Here is a 16,699-nt window from a genome sequence, read left to right on the forward strand (position 1 = left end):
TATCGCGAGCAGGCTCACTCCTACATTGAATCGGTGTCATCTTTCGGTCATGCGCCTGACTTAATCTCCCCGGCAATCCCCTTGGCTTGATTCGGTGCCGGCATGACCCTGCGTGTTTTGTGCGTTTTTCTCTTGAGTGCATGGCTGACGGTTTCTGCCGCCGCCCTGCCCCTCCCTGAAAACGGCCCGGCGCTGCGCATTCAAGGCTCCAACACCATCGGCGCCGAACTCGGCCCGGCACTCGTTGAGGGCCTGCTGCAAGAGCAAGGCCTGCTGAAGATCCACCGCGAAACCCCGGACACCGCCAACGAACTGCGCATCGTCGGCCAGACCAGCGAAGGTAAACGCGTGGTCGTTGAAGTCGCCGCCCACGGTTCCAGCACCGGTTTCACCGCGTTGAAAAATGCCAGCGCCGACCTTGCCGCGTCTTCCCGCGAGATCAAGGACAGTGAGTTACAGACCCTGCAATCACTGGGCGATCTGAAAAGCCCTGCCGCTGAACAAGTCATCGCCATTGATGGCCTGGCGATCATCCTTCATCCCGATAATCCCCTCCAGCAACTGGACACCGAGCAACTGGCGCGGATCTTCGCTGGCGATGTGAAAACCTGGGAAGACCTCGGCGGGCGTGGCGGTGCGATTCATTTATATGCGCGCGATGACCAGTCCGGCACCTACGACACGTTTAAGGAACTCGTCTTGAGCCGGCGTGGGAAAAGTCTGAACAGCGCCGCGAAACGTTTTGAATCCAGCGAGCAATTATCCGACGCCGTGAGCGCGGATCCTCAAGGCATCGGTTTCATCGGTTTGCCCTACGTGCGTCAGGCCAAAGCCGTGGCCATTGCTGATGGCGCATCGCAGTCGATGCTGCCGCTCAACAGCCTGATCGCTACCGAAGACTATCCACTGTCGCGGCGGTTGTTCTTCTATCTGCCACCCGACAGCAACAATCCTTGGGCGAAAGCCTTGGTGACGTTTGCGCAGAGCCGTCAGGGCCAGGCGATTGTCGCGGCAAACGGTTTTATCAGCCAGACCGTGCATGCGATGAGCGTCGCGCCGAATGCACTGATGCCCGAGGGCTATCAATCCCTCAGCCGTCACGCCCAGCGTCTGACGGTGAATTTCCGTTTTGAAGAAGGCAGCGCGACGCTGGATAACAAGGCGCGTCAGGACCTGGCGCGAGTGTTCGACTATATAAAGCGTCATGACAAGACTGAACGCGCGGTGACCTTGGTCGGGTTTGGTGATGCCAAGGACGACCCGGCACGCGCGGATCTGCTGTCAAAGCTGCGGGCGATGGCGGTACGACGGGAGTTGGTGAAAAACGGCGTGGTGTTGCGCGAGGTTCGCGGGTTTGGCGCGTTGATGCCGGTGGCGGCGAACAATGTCGATGAGGGGCGGATCAAGAATCGGCGGGTTGAGGTTTGGGTGTATTGAGCCTGATGGTTATGTACTGAATGTTCAGGCCCCTTCGCGAGCAAGCTCGCTCCCACAGGGATCGCATTCTTCCATTTGGAATGCGGTTTAATGTGGGAGCGAGCTTGCTCGCGAAGCAGGCGACGCGGTCTTAATGACCGCTACGCAACATTTCCTTCGGCACATATTTGCCGATCTCGAATTTGCCGATCGCCGCGCGATGCACTTCGTCCGGGCCGTCGGCCAGGCGTAATGTGCGTTGCATTGCGTACATGTAGGCCAGCGGGAAATCGTTCGACACCCCGGCCCCGCCGTGCATCTGGATAGCCCTGTCGATCACCCGCAGCGCGACGTTCGGCGCAACCACTTTGATCTGCGCGATCTCGCTTTTCGCCACTTTGTTACCGACGGTGTCCATCATGTACGCCGCCTTCAGCGTCAGCAGACGTGCCATGTCGATTTCCATCCGCGAGTCGGCGATCTTGTCGACGTTACCGCCCAGACGCGCCAGCGGTTTGCCGAATGCAGTGCGGCTTACCGCACGTTTGCACATCAATTCCAGGGCCCGTTCAGCCATGCCGATCGAGCGCATGCAGTGGTGAATCCGGCCTGGGCCAAGGCGACCTTGAGCGATTTCGAAGCCACGGCCTTCACCGAGCAAAACGTTTTCGTACGGCACACGCACGTTGTCGAACAGCACTTCGGCGTGGCCATGCGGAGCGTCATCGTAGCCAAACACCGGTAGCGGACGGACGATTTTCACCCCGGGGGTGTCGACCGGCACGAGGATCATCGAGTGCTGCGCATGGCGCGGCGCATCAGGATTGCTCAGGCCCATGAAGATGAGGATTTTGCAGCGCGGATCGCAGGCGCCGGAGGTCCACCATTTTTTACCGTTGATCACCCACTCGTCACCATCACGCACGGCGCGGGCGGCCATGTTGGTCGCGTCCGAAGAGGCAACGTCCGGTTCGGTCATGGCGAATGCCGAGCGGATTTCACCGCGCAACAGCGGTTCGAGCCAGCGCTGTTTCTGTTCTTCGTTGGCGTAGCGCACCAGCACTTCCATGTTGCCGGTGTCCGGCGCCGAGCAGTTGAACGGTTCCGGCCCGAGCAGCGAGCGGCCCATGATTTCCGCCAATGGCGCGTATTCGAGGTTGGTCAGACCGGCACCGAGTTCCGACTCAGGCAGAAACAAATTCCACAGACCTTCGGCCTTGGCCTTGGCTTTGAGCTCTTCCATGATCGCCGTCGGCTGCCAGCGATCGCCTTCGGCAACCTGGCGTTCGAACACCGCCTCGGCCGGGTAAACGTAAGTGTCCATGAACGCGGTCACGCGCTCACGCAGTTCTTGCACCTTGGGCGAATAAGCGAAATCCATGATCAATTACCTTCTTGGGCAGAGGTTGTTTAAGTCATGCAATCGATGCTAGAACAGCGTTGATAATTTACCTAGCCTATTCTCGGCATGTATAAACATTCATCACCGATATATGATCGGCTGATTGCCAGCCCTTAAAACACTGCCCTAAATAACAAGAGAAGCCGCGTTATGAATCTGAGTAAGGTCGACCTCAACCTTTTCATCGTCTTCGACGCGATCTACACCGAAGCCAACCTGACCCGCGCCGGGCAGATTGTCGGTATCACCCAGCCGGCGGTGTCCAACGCCTTGGCGCGGTTGCGCGAAACCTTCAACGATCCGCTGTTCGTGCGCACGGCTCAGGGCATGGTGCCGACGCCGATGGCGCAGAACATCATCGGCCCGGTGCGCAACGCTTTGTCGCTGCTGCGTGTGTCGGTTCAGGAAAGTCGCATCTTCAATCCGGCGCAAGCGGTCAAGACCTACCGCATCAGCATGACCGACCTCACCGAAGCGGTGATTCTGCCGCCGCTGTTCCAGCGCCTGCGCCGTCTGGCGCCGACCGTGATTATCGAAAGCTTTCTGTCCAAGCGCCGCGAGACCACCAAAGAGCTGGCCGCCGGACGTCTGGATTTCGCCGTGGATGCGCCACTCAACACCGACCCGCAGGTGCGCCACGTCAAGCTGATGGAAGACCGTTACGTCTGCGCGATGCGCAAGGGCCATCCGATGGCAGGCAAGGAAAAACTCTCGCTGGATGATTACTTGTCGCTGACCCATATCCATATTTCCAGCCGTCGCAGTGGTCTGGGTTATGTCGATCTGGCGCTGGGCAAAATGGGCATTCAGCGCAAGATTGCCCTGCGCTCGCAGCATTATCTGATGGCGTCGCAAGTGATGCAGCAAACCGACATGGTCATGACGGTGCCGGAGCGCTTCGCCCGTCGGCATGAGCTGCAGGCGTTTAACCTGCCAGTGAATGATGTGCCGCCAGTGGAGACGCACTTGTACTGGCATGAAAGCACGGACCAGGATCCGGCGAATCGCTGGATGCGCGAGCAGATGATCGAGTTGTGCCAGCAGGTGACGGCGCAGGAGAAGAAGCTGGATAAGGTGTAAGAAATTACACCGCATTATCGTTCTTCGTCGGAACGCCGCCCGGAGACAGGCTCGCTCCCACAGAGGATTGCTCTCCGACTGAAGTAATGCGGTCGAATGTGGGAGCGAGCCTGCTCGCGAAGAGGCAATCAAATGCAACACAAAATCATCCTGCTTGACGTAAACGTCAACCTGCCATTAGCTTAGCGCCAAGACCTTTTTTCGAGCGCTTCCATGAGCAGCCAGACTTACAGCATCTCCGACCTCGCCCGCGAGCTGGACATCACCACCCGGGCGATCCGCTTTTATGAAGAGCAAGGCCTGCTCAGTCCTGAGCGCCGTGGCCAGGAACGTATCTATTCGCCACGCGACAAGGTCAGTCTGAAGCTGATCCTGCGCGGCAAGCGCATCGGTTTCTCGCTGGCCGAATGCCGTGAACTGATCGAGCTTTACGACCCTTCCAGCGGTAACACCAAACAGCTCAACAGCATGCTGGCGAAAATCACTGAGCGCCGCGAGCAGTTGGAACAGCAGTTGCTGGATATCGAACAGATGAAACTGGAACTCGATACCGCCGAAGAGCGTTGCGTGCAGGCACTGGAGCAGACGCTCAAGAGCCAGCAGGCTATCTGACAAACAACACAAATCCCCTGTAGGAGTGAGCCTGCTCGCGATAGCGGTGTATCAGTCAAGCAATTTTCATCTGGCACTCCACGATCGCGAGCAGGCTCACTCCTACAGGGGTTCTCCACGAATTCAAAAGAGCAGGTCAACCGCCATGTCCCTCCCCTCCCAAGTACGCCTGATCGAAGTCGGCCCGCGCGATGGCCTGCAGAATGAAGCCCAACCGATCAGCGTCGCCGACAAGGTGCAACTGGTCGATGCACTCAGCGCTGCCGGTCTCGGCTATATAGAAGTCGGCAGTTTCGTTTCACCGAAATGGGTCCCGCAGATGGCGGGTTCCGCCGAAGTGTTTGCACAGATCCAGCGCAAACCCGGCGTGACCTATGGTGCACTGGCGCCAAACCTGCGCGGCTTTGAAGATGCGATTGCTGCCGGGGTCAAGGAAGTCGCCGTGTTCGCGGCCGCCTCCGAAGCCTTCTCGCAGCGCAACATCAACTGCTCGATCAGCGAAAGCCTGGCGCGCTTCGCACCGATCATGGAGGCGGCGCAACAGCACGGCGTTACCGTGCGCGGTTACGTGTCCTGCGTGCTCGGTTGCCCATATGAAGGCACGGTCGCGCCGGAACAAGTGGCGATGGTCGCCCGCGAGTTGTATGCGATGGGCTGCTACGAGGTTTCGCTGGGCGACACCATTGGCACTGGCACTGCGGGCGCGACTCGCCGCTTGTTCGAAGTGGTGTCGGCGCAGGTACCACGGGACAAACTGGCCGGGCACTTCCACGACACCTATGGGCAGGCCATGGCCAATATCTACGCCAGCCTGCTCGAGGGCATCTCGGTGTTCGACAGCTCTATCGCGGGCCTCGGCGGCTGCCCGTACGCCAAAGGCGCGAGCGGTAACGTTGCTACTGAAGATGTGGTGTACCTGCTCAACGGCCTGGGTATCGAGACCGGTATCAACCTGGACGCCTTGATTGCTGCGGGTCAGCAGATCAGTGTGGTGCTGGGTCGCCCGAGCGGTTCGCGCGTGGCCAAGGCTCGTAGCGCACAGTGAGGGGGGAAGGTGTTACCGCTGTGTCCGGAATGTGGGTTCAAGCGAGTAACACGGAAACAAATTGTCTGGTTTCGCTAGAGTGAAAATTTGCTGAAATTCTCAAGACATTGATTTATAAGGCTTTTTAAAAGTTGGCACGGCTTCTGCTATCTCTATGGCATAACAAGAATAAAAAGCAGCAAACCAATAAAAATAAGACGTACCGACTCTGACATAACAAAAACAACACGGCAGAGACGCAGCTAACAGATTTTTTTGGAGAAGGTGTGCTTTTCAGGGTGCTCTCAGGAGTGACCCGCAACCGGGCAGAGAACAATAAAACTACCTTCAGGTAGCTCCCGAATCGGTTGGATCGCTTAGCGAGAAAGTAGATCAGCGCTCAAAAAAATACGTTTGCTCTTGACCCCGGATGGGGGTCGCCAAAAACAGCGGTAAAGGGCCACGGTTGCCAAAAACAACAACAGACCGACCCTCAATAATAAAAAAGAGCACGCGACGACAAAATTAAAGGGGAGCTTCGGCTCCCCTTTGTGCTTTCTGTGATTCCTCTTTCCAACACATATCCCTTGTAGGAGTGAGCCTGCTCGCGATAGCGTCGTGTCAGTCGATGAAAATATTGACTGGTACACCGCTATCGCGAGCAGGCTCACTCCTACAGGGGTTTTGTGTCAGGCCTGCTTTTCGCGTAGTTCTTCGATACTGATCTCTCGCATTTTGAATTTCTGGATCTTGCCCGTCACCGTCATCGGAAACTCTTCAACGAACTTGAAATGCCGTGGCGTCTTGAAGTGCGCGATACGTTCCTTGCACCAGGTTTGCAGCTCCAGCTCCGAGGCGCTGTGGCCGGGGTGGAACTTGATCCAGGCAACAATCTCCTCACCGTAACGCGAGCACGGAATGCCGATCACCTGCACGTCCGCCACGGCCGGATGGGTGAAGAAAAACTCCTCCAGCTCACGCGGGTAAATATTCTCGCCGCCACGAATGATCATGTCCTTGTTGCGCCCGGCGATGTTGACGTAACCCTCCTCGTTCATGCTCGCCAGGTCGCCGGTGTGCATCCAGCCCGCGTCATCGATGGCTTCGGCGGTGGCCTGCGGGTTGTTCCAGTAACCGAGCATCACGCTGTAGCCACGAGTGCACAGTTCGCCGATGGTGCCGCGCGTCACGAGGTTGCCGGCTTCGTCGATGATCTTGCTTTCCAGCTGTGGCTGGGTGCGGCCGACGGTGGTCACGCGCAATTCCAGCTCATCGGTCGGCCCGGTTTGCAGCGACACCGGGCTGGTTTCGGTCATGCCGTAAGCGATCTGCACTTCGCTCATGTGCATCTCGCTGATGACCCGGCGCATCACTTCGATCGGGCACGTCGCACCGGCCATGATCCCGGTACGCAGGCTCGACAGGTCGAACTCGGCGCGTTGCGGCTGATCGAGCATGGCGATGAACATGGTCGGGACACCGTAGAGGCCGGTGGCTTTTTCTTCGGCGACGGTTTGCAGGGTCAGCAATGGATCGAAGGCATCGCTGGGGTAAATCATCGTGCTGCCGTGGGTGATGCAGCCAAGGTTGCCCATGACCATGCCGAAGCAGTGGTAGAGCGGCACCGGGATCACCAGACGATCGCGCGGGGTCAGGCCGATGCTTTCACCGACCATGTAGCCGTTATTGAGGATGTTGTAGTGACTGAGGGTCGCACCCTTGGGGAAACCGGTGGTGCCGGAGGTGTACTGGATGTTCACCGGTTGATCGAAGTGCAGGCTGTCGCTGCGTTCGCGCAGTTGATCGGGAGAGATGCTGGTGGCCAGATCGGCCAGTTGCGACCACGGCAGAAAACCTGACGGTGGTTGCGCATCAAGGCTGATTACCCCGCGCAGTTCGGGGAGGTGTTCGCTGCGCAGTTGGCCAATGGATTGCTCGGCCAGTTCTGGCACTAATCCTTGCAACATGGCGTGGTAGTTCGACGACTTGAACGCCCCGGCGCAGACCAGCCATTGGCAGCCGGATTGCTTGAGCACGTATTCGAGTTCGGAGCTGCGATAGGCCGGGTTGATGTTGACCAGGATCACGCCGATTTTTGCCGTTGCAACTTGGGTGATGCACCACTGCGCGCAATTCGGCGCCCAGATACCTAGGCGATCGCCGGCCTGCAAACCCAGGGCGAGCAGCGCTCTGGCGTGCAGGTCCACCGCATCGGCCAGTTGTCGCCAGGAGTAACGCAGTTGCTGATGGCGCACGACAAGCGCTTCACCGTCAGGGTATTGCGCGGCGGTGTGATCGAACTTCTGCCCGATGGTCAGTGCCAGCAAGGCTTTGTCCTGTGAGCCACGGGTGTAGCTGCGCTGCGGGTTTGCACTGGGTTGATCCATGACGACCCCTATTGTCTTTATTAGTGGGTTTTGCCGGATTTAACCCCTGTGGGAGCGAGCTTGCTCGCGAAGAGGCCAGCAGATTCAACATCCGTCGTGTTGACTGATCTGACGCTTTCGCGAGCAAGCTCGCTCCCACGAGGCCTACTCCGTTTCAATCTTGAACTGCCCCTACTCTCGCCTAAGTTGACGTTAACGTAAAGGGTGATTGACAGCCATCCATCGCAGGCTTACGTTAACGTAAAGGTGAGAGCTGAGTGACCGCCCTCCCCACCCTACAAAAAAGCCAAAAGGTGACCCATGAGCTATCCCTCCCTGAACTTCGCCCTCGGTGAAACCATCGACATGTTGCGCGATCAGGTTCAGTCCTTTGTCGCCAAGGAGATCGCTCCGCGCGCCGCGCAGATCGACAGCGACAACCTGTTCCCCGCCGACATGTGGCGCAAATTCGGTGACATGGGCCTGCTCGGCATCACTGTGCCGGAAGAGTACGGCGGCGCTGGCCTGGGTTACCTGGCGCATGTGGTGGCGATGGAAGAAATCAGCCGTGGTTCGGCTTCGGTCGCCCTGTCCTACGGCGCGCACTCCAACCTTTGCGTCAACCAGATCAACCGTAACGGCAACCACGAACAAAAAACCCAATACCTGCCGAAGCTGATCAGCGGCGAACACGTCGGCGCCCTCGCCATGAGCGAGCCGAACGCCGGTTCCGACGTGGTCTCGATGAAACTGCGCGCCGACAAACGCGGTGACCATTTCGTCCTCAACGGCAGCAAAACCTGGATCACCAACGGCCCTGACGCCAACACCTACGTGATCTACGCCAAAACTGATCTAGAGAAAGGCCCGCACGGCATCACCGCGTTCATCGTCGAACGCGACTGGAAAGGCTTCAGCCGCAGCAACAAATTCGACAAGCTCGGCATGCGCGGCTCCAACACCTGCGAGCTGTTTTTCGATGACGTCGAGGTGCCGGAAGAAAACATCCTCGGCGTGCTCAACGGCGGCGTCAAAGTGTTGATGAGCGGTCTCGATTACGAACGCGTCGTGCTCTCCGGAGGCCCGACCGGGATCATGCAGTCGTGCATGGACCTGATCGTTCCATACATCCACGACCGCAAACAGTTCGGCCAGAGCATCGGCGAGTTCCAGCTGATCCAGGGCAAAGTGGCCGACATGTACACCCAGCTCAACGCCAGTCGCGCCTACCTCTACGCCGTGGCCCAGGCCTGCGAGCGCGGCGAAACCACCCGCAAGGATGCCGCCGGGGTAATCCTCTACACCGCCGAGCGCGCGACGCAAATGGCCCTCGACGCGATCCAGATTCTCGGTGGTAACGGTTACATCAACGAATTCCCGGCGGGCCGCTTGCTGCGTGACGCCAAGCTGTACGAAATCGGCGCCGGTACCAGTGAGATCCGTCGCATGCTGATCGGTCGCGAACTGTTCAACGAAACCCGCTAAACGGAGCTGGCCATGGCTACCCTGCACACTCAGCTCAACCCTCGTTCAGCGGAGTTCGCCGCCAACAGCGCGGCGATGCTCAAACAGGTCGACGCCCTGCACACCCTGCTCGCCCAAGTGGCGCAGGGCGGCGGCGCGAAAGCCCAGGAACGCCACACCTCACGCGGCAAACTGTTGCCTCGTGAACGCATCAACCGCTTGCTTGATCCAGGTTCGCCATTTCTGGAAATCAGCCAACTGGCCGCCCACGCCGTGTATGGCGAAGACGTTCCGGCCGCTGGTGTGATTGCCGGGATCGGCCGGGTTGAAGGCGTCGAATGCATGATCGTCGCCAACGACGCGACGGTTAAGGGCGGTTCGTACTACCCGCTGACCGTGAAAAAACATCTACGTGCACAAACCATCGCGCAACAGAATCGTCTGCCGTGTATCTATCTGGTCGATTCGGGCGGCGCCAACCTGCCGCGTCAGGACGAAGTGTTTCCGGATCGTGAGCACTTCGGGCGGATCTTCTTCAACCAGGCCAACATGAGCGCGATGGGCATTCCGCAGATCGCCGTGGTCATGGGCTCGTGCACTGCCGGCGGCGCGTATGTACCGGCAATGGCGGACGAAGCGATCATGGTGCGCAATCAGGCGACGATTTTCCTCGCCGGGCCGCCGCTGGTGAAGGCCGCGACCGGTGAAGTGGTCAGCGCCGAAGATCTGGGCGGCGCCGATGTGCACTGCAAGATTTCCGGGGTCGCCGACCATTACGCAGAGAGCGACGAACACGCCCTCGCCCTCGCCCGCCGCAGCGTTGCCAACCTCAACTGGCGCAAGCTCGGTGACGTGCAGCAACGCGCGCCGATTGCGCCGCTGTACGCCAGCGACGAGTTGTACGGCGTAGTTTCGGCCGACGCCAAGCAGCCGTTCGACGTGCGCGAAGTGATTGCGCGACTGGTCGACGGTTCGGTGTTCGATGAATTCAAGGCTTTGTTCGGCACCACGCTGGTGTGTGGCTTTGCGCATCTGCACGGCTACCCGATCGCGATTCTGGCGAACAACGGCATCCTCTTCGCCGAAGCCGCGCAGAAAGGTGCGCACTTTATCGAACTGGCCTGCCAGCGCGGTATTCCGTTGCTGTTTTTGCAGAACATCACCGGCTTCATGGTCGGTCAGAAATACGAGGCCGGCGGCATCGCCAAACACGGCGCGAAACTGGTAACAGCGGTGGCTTGCGCCAAGGTGCCGAAATTCACCGTGATCATCGGCGGCAGCTTCGGCGCCGGTAACTACGGCATGTGCGGCCGCGCTTATGACCCGCGTTTCCTGTGGATGTGGCCAAACGCGCGGATCGGCGTGATGGGCGCCGAGCAGGCGGCGGGCGTGTTGGTGCAGGTCAAACGCGAACAGGCTGAACGCAGTGGCCAGGCCTTCAGTGCCGAGCAGGAAGCCGAGATCAAGCAACCGATCCTCGACCAGTATGAAGAGCAAGGTCACCCCTACTATTCCAGCGCACGGCTATGGGACGACGGCGTCATCGACCCGGCGCAGACCCGCGATGTGCTGGCCCTGGCCTTGTCCGCGTCGCTGAACGCGCCAATCGAACCGAGCCGCTTCGGCGTGTTCCGGATGTGATTTTTTGTGGGAGCGAGCCTGCTCGCGAATACGGTTTGTCAGCTAGCGGATAGGTCGACTGATACAACGCTTTCGCGAGCAGGCTCGCTCCCACAAGAACCGTGGAGACGGATGAATATGAGTGATTTCAACACCCTCGAACTGCAGAGCGACCCACGCGGCTTCGCGACGCTGTGGCTCAACCGCGCGGAAAAGAACAACGCCTTCAACGCCGAGATGATCCGCGAACTGATCCTCGCGCTGGACAAAGTCGCCAGCGACGCCAGCCTGCGCTTCCTGCTGGTGCGTGGTCGTGGCAAGCACTTCAGTGCCGGCGCTGATCTGGCGTGGATGCAGCAATCGGCCGAACTCGATTACCACACCAACCTCGACGACGCACGTGAACTGGCAGAGCTGATGTACAACCTCGCCAAGCTGAAGATCCCCACAGTGGCCGTGGTGCAAGGCGCGGCGTTCGGTGGCGCGCTGGGGCTGATCAGTTGCTGTGACATGGCGATTGGCGCCGATGACGCGCAGTTCTGCTTGTCGGAAGTGCGCATCGGTCTGGCGCCGGCGGTGATCAGTCCGTTCGTGGTGCAGGCCATCGGCGAACGCGCTGCGCGTCGATATGCGCTGACCGCCGAGCGTTTCGGCGGACAACGTGCGCGCGAAATCGGTTTGTTGTCCGAGAGCTATCCGGCGGCAGAACTTGATCAGCAAGTCGAACAGTGGATCAACAATTTACTGCTCAACAGCCCCGCCGCCATGCGTGCCAGCAAGGACTTGCTGCGTGAAGTCGGTAACGGCGCGCTGACCCCGGCGCTGCGCCGCTACACCGAAAATGCCATCGCCCGTATCCGCGTCAGCCCTGAAGGTCAGGAAGGCTTGCGCGCCTTTCTGCAAAAACGTCCGCCGAGCTGGCAAGCCGCAACCACCACCAAGGAGCCGCGTTGATGAGCGTACCTGTTCTCACCACCCTGCTGGTGGCCAACCGTGGCGAAATCGCCTGCCGCGTGATGCGCACCGCCAAAGCCTTGGGCCTGACCACGGTTGCCGTGCACAGCGCCACCGACCGTGAGGCGCGGCACAGCCGGGAAGCGGATATTCGCGTGGACCTGGGCGGCAGCAAAGCCGCCGACAGTTATCTGCAGATCGACAAGCTGATCGCAGCGGCCAAGGCCAGTGGCGCGCAGGCGATTCATCCGGGTTACGGGTTTCTCTCGGAAAACGCCGGGTTCGCTCGTGCCATCGAAGCGGCCGGGCTGATTTTCCTCGGCCCGCCCGCCTCGGCCATCGATGCCATGGGCAGCAAGTCCGCCGCCAAAGCACTGATGGAAACCGCCGGTGTGCCACTGGTGCCGGGTTATCACGGCGAAGCGCAGGATCTCGACACCTTCCGCGATGCCTGCGAACGCATCGGTTATCCAGTGCTGCTCAAAGCCACGGCCGGCGGTGGTGGCAAAGGCATGAAAGTGGTCGAGGACGTCAGCCAGTTGGCCGAAGCCCTCGCCTCGGCTCAGCGTGAAGCGCAGTCGTCGTTCGGCGATTCGCGCATGCTGGTGGAGAAATACCTGCTCAAGCCACGTCACGTGGAAATCCAGGTGTTCGCCGATCAGCATGGCAACTGCCTGTACCTCAATGAACGGGATTGCTCGATTCAACGGCGCCATCAGAAAGTCGTCGAAGAAGCGCCGGCACCCGATCTGTCCACGCAACTGCGGCGGGCGATGGGTGAAGCAGCGGTGCGTTCGGCACAGGCGATCGGTTACGTCGGCGCCGGTACGGTGGAGTTCCTGCTGGATGCGCGCGGTGAATTCTTCTTTATGGAGATGAACACGCGGTTGCAGGTCGAGCACCCGGTGACAGAAGCCATCACTGGCCTGGATCTGGTCGCCTGGCAGATCCGCGTCGCTCGTGGTGAAGCACTGCCGATCACTCAGGAACAAGTGCCGTTGAATGGCCATGCGATTGAAGTGCGCTTGTACGCCGAGGATCCTGCGAATGACTTCCTGCCGGCGACCGGACGTCTGGCGTTGTATCGCGAATCGGCCGAAGGGCCAGGGCGCCGGGTGGACAGCGGGGTTGAAGAAGGCGATGAAATTTCGCCGTTCTACGACCCGATGCTCGGCAAGCTGATTGCCTGGGGCGAGGATCGTGAACAGGCTCGATTGCGCTTGTTGAGCATGCTCGACGAGTTTGCGATTGGCGGTTTGAAAACCAACATCAACTTCTTGCGGCGGATCATTGCGCACCCGGCGTTCGCGGCGGCGGAACTGGATACCGGGTTTATTCCGCGTTACCAGGAGCAATTGCTGCCTGCACCGGGCACGCTGAGCGATGCGTTCTGGGCGGCGGCGGCTCAAGCGGTGGCGCAGAGCCTGCCACAACTCGCACGCCAAGATGACCCTGCTTCGCCTTGGTCACTCAATAGCGGTTTGCGTGCTGGGCTGCCGCCGGAAATCACCCTGCATTTGAGTTGCGAGGGGCAGGATCGCGCCTTGACGCTGAATGCTGCCGACCACGCCAGACTGTCCGGCGAAGCACTTATCGTCGAGCACGAAGGCGTTCGTCGTACGTTGCGTGCGATTCGCCAGGGCGATGCGCTGTACCTGCAATGGGAAGGTGAGTTGCGCCGTATCGAAACATACGATCCGATCAGCGCCGTCGAAGCCAGCCACAGCCATCAGGGTGGCCTGACCGCGCCGATGAACGGCAGCATCGTCCGCGTGTTGGTGGAGGCCGGGCAATCGGTTGAGGCCGGTGCGCAACTGGTGGTGCTGGAAGCGATGAAGATGGAACACAGCATCCGCGCGCCGCATGCCGGGGTGATCAAAGCGCTGTATTGCCAGGAAGGTGAAATGGTTGGCGAAGGCAGCGCTTTGGTTGAGCTGGAAGAAGTATGAACGGGAGGATCGATCCTGCGCCTGGCGAGGATCGATCTGACTAGTAACGCGCCGTTGCCTGCACCACAACACCGATGATTCGACACTCATCGGTCAGCAGGGCTTTCGGCCATGTCGGATTGAGCGGCACCAGGTAACGCTGGCCGCCCTCTTCGTCGAGTTTGCGAAAAATCGCCTCCGTACTGTCGGGCCACTGGGCGATCACCAGTTTACCGGGCAGCGCTTCGGCGGCCGGGTCGACCAGAATCAGCATGCCTTCGGCAATGCTCTGGCCACTGGGTGCGGTCATTGAATCTCCCGTCACCGTCAACCAGAACGCCGGGCCTCGCGCGTGGTAATCCGTCAATTCGAAGCGCTGCTTGCCTGCTACCTTGTCGTAGGACGCCGGATCGCTTTCACGCACTTCGCACGTCGTCTGCCAATCGCTGACCGGGTAACGGAAGTACGGGTTGTACTTCTGCGCCAGCGGCATCTCGTCCTCGGACGTGGGTTGCGGTTCACGGATCACCAGCACCACTTCGAGGAAATCCATGCCCAGCGCTTGCAGCACCCGGTTCATTTCAGTGATACCGGGTTCGCGACGCTTGTTCAGCCAATGGCCGATCCCGCCCTGGGACATGCCGACGCGCTCTCCGAGCTCTGTTTGAGTGATTTTGAGTTCACTCATCTTGGCCTTGACCAACTCAATCCATTTATCCATGTGCAGCACCTTACGTGGACGCCTTCGGCCAGCAAAACACATATTGTAGTATTTAAATTCTCGTCACAACTACACAGAGTACTATTCTGAAGGCACGGATTTTCAATCGACCAAGGAGTGCCCCCTCATCATGAATATCAGCAGCAAAGACTTGCCCGATCTGCAAATGGACACCACCTTCACCTCGCCCCAAGGCAATGCGGCGGCGCAACGAGCGCTGGACTATTACTTGAAACCAGCTGTGTCAGAACCTGAGGTCGACGAGCGCTTTTTCGATGTCAGGCGCCATCTCAGTGGCGAGGAAGCCCTGGTGCACGCCTCGGACCTGTTGCGCTGCGCGGCAGCCACGGCGTTCAAGGCAGCCGAAAATCTGCAAGGCGCGAGTCGCGATCTGGCATTTTCAGTGGTGCATATGGTGGATATGGCGCGGGCGATGGTCGACCATTCACTCGATGGCGATGAAGCCTGAGAAACGGAAATGCGGGCGGACGGGAAAGAATTTTCCAATCGAGCAGGTAAAAACATTTGACTTGCAAATGATAATGATTATTATTGCAAGCAGCTGGTCGCGAGATCAGTCGATGGACCAGAGACCTTAGGTCGGTCTTCTGGACTATCTCCTCATCAGGCTAATCACGGTTTTTGACCCGGCTTTTTGCCGGGTCTTTTTTTTGCCCGTTTTTCAGGCTTATGGCTTCAGGCTAATGAAGTCTTTAGGTGCTGCAAATTCGATGGCGCGGATAATATCAAAAGAATATTGGTTGGCAAGCGAAGCCCGGCCGCATTGGGGCAAACTAATGCCAATTAGCACTTGAGAATCAATCGCACAGTCTCTAAGCTGCTTGCGCGTCATGGAGGACGCCCCCCGCCACACACCGCAATTCCCCTCGGTTTCAGCCCTGCCTGCGTGTACAGTAACGGCCATAAAAATCATATTCAGGAATCGATTATGACCGTGGCCAAATCTTCGTTCGACATCAGCGCCAACTTCGACAGCGGCAACATCCAAGTCATCGACATCAGCAATCCACTCAATCCGGTTCTGGCCATTCGTCCAGATACTCGCAGCGCGCATTTCCAGTGGTTTCACTTCAAGGCCAGCGGCCTGCATGTCGGCCAGGAACACTGGTTCCGCCTGAACAATGCCAGCCAATCCACGTACAGCAAGGGCTGGCCCGGTTATCAGGCCGTAGCGTCCTACGATCACGTCAACTGGTTCCGCGTGCCAACTATTTACGAGGGCGACTGCCTGCGCTTTTGCCTCGAGGCCACGCAGACCCATGCCTGGTTCGCCTACTTCGAACCCTATAGCCGTGGCCGTCACGACTGGCTGATCGAGCAGGCGCTGAGCAAGGCCGGCACCGAATTACTGGCGACCGGTAAAAGTGTCGAAGGTCGCGACATTCAATTGCTGCGCAAAGGCACTGGCGCTGAAGGCCAGCGCAAGATCTGGATCATCGCTCAGCAACATCCCGGCGAGCACATGGCCGAATGGTTCATGGAAGGCGTGATCGAGCGCCTGGAAAGGCACGATGATCCGGTGCTGAACAAGCTGCTCGCCAGTGCCGATCTGTACCTGGTGCCGAATATGAATCCGGACGGCGCGTTCCATGGCCATCTGCGCACCAACGCCATGGGCCAGGATTTGAACCGGGCCTGGCAGAACGCCAACCAGGAGATCAGTCCCGAGGTGCTCTTCGTCCAGCAGCAAATGGAAAAGTACGGCGTCGATCTGTTCCTGGACGCCCATGGCGATGAAACCATTCCTCACGTATTCACCGCCGGCTGCGAAGGCAATCCGGGCTACACGCCGCGTATCGAGAAGCTCGAAGAGCATTTCCGCAATCACCTGAAACATACCACCAAAGATTTCCAGACCAAGTACGGCTACACCCGCGACGAACCGGGTCAGGCCAACATGACCCTGGCGTGCAACAGCGTCGGCCAGAAATACGACTGCCTGTCGCTGACCCTGGAAATGCCGTTCAAGGATCACGACGACCATCCCGACAACGTCACCGGCTGGTCGGGCAAACGCTCTAAACAGCTGGGCAAAGACGTGCTGACCACCATCGCTGACATGGTTGATACCCTGCGCTGATCCCCTCCTCC

Annotated in this window: 14 protein-coding genes; 10 read left to right on the top strand and 4 right to left on the bottom strand. The window is 59.1% G+C overall.

Translation table 11 applies throughout. The annotated features are described in order from the left end of the window. Nucleotides 1-102 precede the first annotated feature (102 nt). Nucleotides 103-1,437, top strand: a complete 1,335-nt coding sequence (locus CLU80_RS02535) for a substrate-binding domain-containing protein (protein ID WP_099756671.1) — start codon at nt 103-105, stop codon at nt 1,435-1,437. Nucleotides 1,438-1,567: 130 nt separating this feature from the next. On the opposite strand, the gene CLU80_RS02540 is transcribed toward CLU80_RS02535, so the two are convergent. Beyond that, nucleotides 1,568-2,797 (bottom strand): acyl-CoA dehydrogenase, encoded by a 1,230-nt coding sequence (locus tag CLU80_RS02540; protein ID WP_093434163.1) that lies wholly within the window; start codon nt 2,795-2,797, stop codon nt 1,568-1,570. A 171-nt stretch (nt 2,798-2,968) separates the two neighbouring features. Here CLU80_RS02540 and CLU80_RS02545 point away from each other — a divergent pair, with 171 nt between their 5' ends. From CLU80_RS02545 to CLU80_RS02555, 3 genes are all read left to right on the top strand, one after another. Then, complete coding sequence (locus tag CLU80_RS02545) at nt 2,969-3,898, top strand: LysR family transcriptional regulator (protein ID WP_016986544.1); 930 nt, start codon at nt 2,969-2,971, stop codon at nt 3,896-3,898. Between the two features lie 213 nt (nt 3,899-4,111). After that, complete coding sequence (locus CLU80_RS02550) at nt 4,112-4,510, top strand: MerR family transcriptional regulator (protein ID WP_007917234.1); 399 nt, start codon at nt 4,112-4,114, stop codon at nt 4,508-4,510. A 145-nt stretch (nt 4,511-4,655) separates the two neighbouring features. Then, nucleotides 4,656-5,555 carry a hydroxymethylglutaryl-CoA lyase gene (locus CLU80_RS02555; protein ID WP_099756672.1) on the top strand — a complete coding sequence of 300 codons (900 nt, stop codon included), beginning with the start codon at nt 4,656-4,658 and terminating at the stop codon, nt 5,553-5,555. Between the two features lie 668 nt (nt 5,556-6,223). Here the strand turns inward: CLU80_RS02555 and CLU80_RS02560 are convergent. After that, complete coding sequence (locus tag CLU80_RS02560; RefSeq protein WP_099756673.1) at nt 6,224-7,921, bottom strand: AMP-binding protein; 1,698 nt, start codon at nt 7,919-7,921, stop codon at nt 6,224-6,226. Between the two features lie 300 nt (nt 7,922-8,221). Here CLU80_RS02560 and CLU80_RS02565 point away from each other — a divergent pair, with 300 nt between their 5' ends. From CLU80_RS02565 to CLU80_RS02580, 4 genes are all read left to right on the top strand, one after another. Continuing rightward, entirely contained in the window at nt 8,222-9,385 is a 1,164-nt protein-coding gene (locus CLU80_RS02565) for an isovaleryl-CoA dehydrogenase (protein WP_093434150.1), read from the top strand. A gap of 12 nt (nt 9,386-9,397) precedes the next feature. Continuing rightward, nucleotides 9,398-11,005: a carboxyl transferase domain-containing protein gene (locus CLU80_RS02570; protein WP_093434147.1), complete on the top strand. Its 1,608-nt coding sequence runs from the start codon at nt 9,398-9,400 to the stop codon at nt 11,003-11,005. 117 nt (nt 11,006-11,122) lie between these two features. Next, nucleotides 11,123-11,938, top strand: coding sequence for a gamma-carboxygeranoyl-CoA hydratase (locus CLU80_RS02575; RefSeq protein WP_099756674.1), 816 nt, complete (start codon nt 11,123-11,125; stop codon nt 11,936-11,938). Beyond that, complete coding sequence (locus tag CLU80_RS02580; RefSeq protein WP_099756675.1) at nt 11,938-13,887, top strand: acetyl/propionyl/methylcrotonyl-CoA carboxylase subunit alpha; 1,950 nt, start codon at nt 11,938-11,940, stop codon at nt 13,885-13,887. The genes CLU80_RS02575 and CLU80_RS02580 overlap by 1 nt, the downstream gene beginning before the upstream one ends. A gap of 40 nt (nt 13,888-13,927) precedes the next feature. Here CLU80_RS02580 and CLU80_RS02585 read toward each other — a convergent pair whose 3' ends face one another. Then, entirely contained in the window at nt 13,928-14,587 is a 660-nt protein-coding gene (locus CLU80_RS02585) for a LexA family protein (protein ID WP_099756676.1), read from the bottom strand. Nucleotides 14,588-14,717: 130 nt separating this feature from the next. Here CLU80_RS02585 and CLU80_RS02590 point away from each other — a divergent pair, with 130 nt between their 5' ends. After that, a complete protein-coding gene (locus CLU80_RS02590) occupies nt 14,718-15,056 on the top strand; it encodes a DUF6124 family protein (protein WP_093434137.1) in 339 nt (112 codons plus the stop codon). Between the two features lie 219 nt (nt 15,057-15,275). Here CLU80_RS02590 and CLU80_RS02595 read toward each other — a convergent pair whose 3' ends face one another. Beyond that, on the bottom strand, nt 15,276-15,440 hold the full coding sequence (locus CLU80_RS02595) for a hypothetical protein (protein WP_156685516.1): 165 nt from the start codon (nt 15,438-15,440) through the stop codon (nt 15,276-15,278). Between the two features lie 96 nt (nt 15,441-15,536). On the opposite strand from CLU80_RS02595, the gene CLU80_RS02600 reads away from it, so the two are divergent. After that, the gene (locus CLU80_RS02600) at nt 15,537-16,688 is read left to right on the top strand and encodes a M14 family metallopeptidase (RefSeq protein WP_093434131.1); all 1,152 of its coding nucleotides are present in this window, start codon (nt 15,537-15,539) and stop codon (nt 16,686-16,688) included. The last annotated feature ends 11 nt before the right edge of the window (nt 16,689-16,699 follow it).

Origin of the sequence: Pseudomonas sp. 29 (assembly GCF_002754355.1) — a bacterium.
GTDB lineage: Bacteria > Pseudomonadota > Gammaproteobacteria > Pseudomonadales > Pseudomonadaceae > Aquipseudomonas > Aquipseudomonas neuropathica.

Coding starts and splice junctions, on each gene's coding strand:
- CLU80_RS02535 (WP_099756671.1), top strand. CDS start 103: ATGACCCTGCGTGTTTTGTGCGTTTTTCTCTTGAGTGCATGGCTGACG.
- CLU80_RS02540 (WP_093434163.1), bottom strand. CDS start 2,797: ATGGATTTCGCTTATTCGCCCAAGGTGCAAGAACTGCGTGAGCGCGTG.
- CLU80_RS02545 (WP_016986544.1), top strand. CDS start 2,969: ATGAATCTGAGTAAGGTCGACCTCAACCTTTTCATCGTCTTCGACGCG.
- CLU80_RS02550 (WP_007917234.1), top strand. CDS start 4,112: ATGAGCAGCCAGACTTACAGCATCTCCGACCTCGCCCGCGAGCTGGAC.
- CLU80_RS02555 (WP_099756672.1), top strand. CDS start 4,656: ATGTCCCTCCCCTCCCAAGTACGCCTGATCGAAGTCGGCCCGCGCGAT.
- CLU80_RS02560 (WP_099756673.1), bottom strand. CDS start 7,921: ATGGATCAACCCAGTGCAAACCCGCAGCGCAGCTACACCCGTGGCTCA.
- CLU80_RS02565 (WP_093434150.1), top strand. CDS start 8,222: ATGAGCTATCCCTCCCTGAACTTCGCCCTCGGTGAAACCATCGACATG.
- CLU80_RS02570 (WP_093434147.1), top strand. CDS start 9,398: ATGGCTACCCTGCACACTCAGCTCAACCCTCGTTCAGCGGAGTTCGCC.
- CLU80_RS02575 (WP_099756674.1), top strand. CDS start 11,123: ATGAGTGATTTCAACACCCTCGAACTGCAGAGCGACCCACGCGGCTTC.
- CLU80_RS02580 (WP_099756675.1), top strand. CDS start 11,938: ATGAGCGTACCTGTTCTCACCACCCTGCTGGTGGCCAACCGTGGCGAA.
- CLU80_RS02585 (WP_099756676.1), bottom strand. CDS start 14,587: ATGGATAAATGGATTGAGTTGGTCAAGGCCAAGATGAGTGAACTCAAA.
- CLU80_RS02590 (WP_093434137.1), top strand. CDS start 14,718: ATGAATATCAGCAGCAAAGACTTGCCCGATCTGCAAATGGACACCACC.
- CLU80_RS02595 (WP_156685516.1), bottom strand. CDS start 15,440: ATGACGCGCAAGCAGCTTAGAGACTGTGCGATTGATTCTCAAGTGCTA.
- CLU80_RS02600 (WP_093434131.1), top strand. CDS start 15,537: ATGACCGTGGCCAAATCTTCGTTCGACATCAGCGCCAACTTCGACAGC.